Origin of the sequence: Halobacillus sp. BBL2006 (assembly GCF_000786645.1) — a bacterium.
Taxonomy (GTDB): Bacteria; Bacillota; Bacilli; order Bacillales; family Halobacillaceae; genus Halobacillus.
The window spans coordinates 1-1,964 of the sequence record NZ_JRNX01000874.1 but is presented as its reverse complement, the minus strand read 5'-3'; the positions used below and the strand labels follow the sequence as shown (position 1 = coordinate 1,964).

The following is a 1,964-nucleotide window of genomic DNA, read 5'->3' as shown; positions in this document are numbered from 1 at the left end:
CAGCCACTGACGAAGGTGTTTTTCAACTTCTCCCTCTACTTTTTTAACATCAGCGGGATTTGTGTCCCCAAAATAAAGCTGCTGAAGCTGATAAATTCTTTCTAGCTCTTGAATGGGCTCAGGATGATCGTCTACTCTTAAGTCGACAAACACATCACTCAACCCTCCGTAGCCTCCATTTTCTTTTACAACATACAGGGCAGCCGATTGTTTTCCTCGACTGTCACCGCCGGCCACCTGTGCTGCCTTCAACCCTGCCAGCAGACGATCCGCCAACGGTCCTTGAGAGGATTCAAACGTTTCTCCCATGTGAGTGACTGTTTCTTTATTTACGAGAATGTTTCCTTGAGCCGCATAGTTTTCACCGGTGATACCTCCGGCCCAGTCATAACACTCCTTACCTGTAAATGTCGCCGCGTTTCCATTTGCATCAATGACACCCACTTGTCTATGCTCAAAATCCTCATCACTCGATGTGAGGCTTTGGATCACTTCATCGACACTCTTCCCTTCTTTCAAGAAACGCAGTCCCTCTGGTCCGTACGCCGGGTTTGCAAATGCTTGAGTTGCTATAGCACCTACGCCTGCTTTCGCCCATGGGACGACGGATCCTACGCCTAAAAACTTTGATTGGACTGCGACACCTACTTCACCTGTTTCAGGGTCGCACCCTACAATGGAAAATGTTGCAACAATCGGTTGATTCTTTTTCAATCCCATCCCCTCCAATAATAGTTCCATTCGACTTTTTCCCACAAAATCCTCCTTGTATTGATAGAGCATTTGGATGTTTTTTGGTAAAAATAACGGGTATTACATGAAATGTACCTTACAAAAAGGAGAGGATCGAAATGAAACCACTGTTACGCGAATACACGAATGATGAAAAACTAATGCAAGACGTCACGTCACTGAAAAATCAGGGGATTGATAATAAGGACATTTATATTTTGTCTCACGATGATGACCGTACGGATCGGATTGCGAGTAACGTGAACGCGAATACAATCGGCCTGTCCGAGCAAGATTTCAAAAAGGTCGTCTCCAATATATTCAGTAAACAAGGCGATGAGCTGAGAACGAAGCTTCAGGAGATCGGCTTTTCTCAACATGAGGCAGAAGAATATGAGGAAGACATGGACGAAGGAAAAGTTCTACTGATCGTTACAGATATAGAAAAAGCACAAAGCGTTCTTTAATATAATCATCACTTCGAGCTTGCCATTAGTAAACGGCGGGCTCTTTTTTATTTATCTAGAGAAATAGAACCCTCTATATAGGGCTGATAAGAATTCTATATGCCATTGTACGTTAATCGGCGAAAATAGTATTTTATCAGCGAATACCCATTTATATCGGTAAATGCTGATATATATCAGCGGAAAATTTGATATATCAGCGAAAAAATATTCATAATAAAAGACGCCTTTCGTAAGAAGACGTCTTTCCTTCGTTTATTTGATCGAACCTTTCATAACCCCGCTGATTATCCATTTCTGTGCGATGACGTAAACTAGGATCATCGGCGCCAGGGCCATCAAGTAGGAAGCAAAAGCCAAATTGTAATTCGTGCTGAACTCGGTTTGGAAAATATATTGTACAAGCGGCAATGTAGCAAAGTCCGGATCACTCAGAATGACAAGCGGCAACATAAAATCATTCCATGCCCATAGACAGGTGAGAATCCCTACAGTCGCATTCATAGGTGTCAGCAAAGGGAAAATAACTTTCCAAAATACCTTCCAAGTGCTGGCCCCGTCCATAATTGCCGCTTCCTCCAATTCCTTAGGAATGGACTTAATATAGCCAACGTAGATGAATACATTAAAGGCTAGCCCATACACGACATATAACAATGTTAAACCAATCGGATTGTCCAAATTCCAAATCGCCGTTTGTTTGACGATCGGAAGCATGATGATTGGAAAAGGGACAAACATGGCACTGACAAAATAATAAAAAAG

3 protein-coding genes are annotated in these 1,964 nt (G+C 42.5%); 1 reads left to right on the top strand and 2 read right to left on the bottom strand.

The features are described 5' to 3' along the window. Positions 1 to 720: DUF1028 domain-containing protein (locus LD39_RS20660; RefSeq protein WP_035553190.1), on the bottom strand; the 720-nt coding region annotated here is incomplete at its 3' end. Positions 721 to 851: 131 nt separating this feature from the next. Between LD39_RS20660 and LD39_RS20655 the strand changes: the two genes are divergently transcribed. Further along, on the top strand, positions 852 to 1,199 hold the full coding sequence (locus LD39_RS20655; protein ID WP_035553188.1) for a general stress protein: 348 nt from the start codon (positions 852 to 854) through the stop codon (positions 1,197 to 1,199). A 255-nt stretch (positions 1,200 to 1,454) separates the two neighbouring features. Here LD39_RS20655 and LD39_RS20650 read toward each other — a convergent pair. After that, positions 1,455 to 1,964, bottom strand: a 510-nt coding sequence (locus LD39_RS20650) for a carbohydrate ABC transporter permease (RefSeq protein ID WP_035553185.1), incomplete at its 5' end; no start/stop codon positions are given.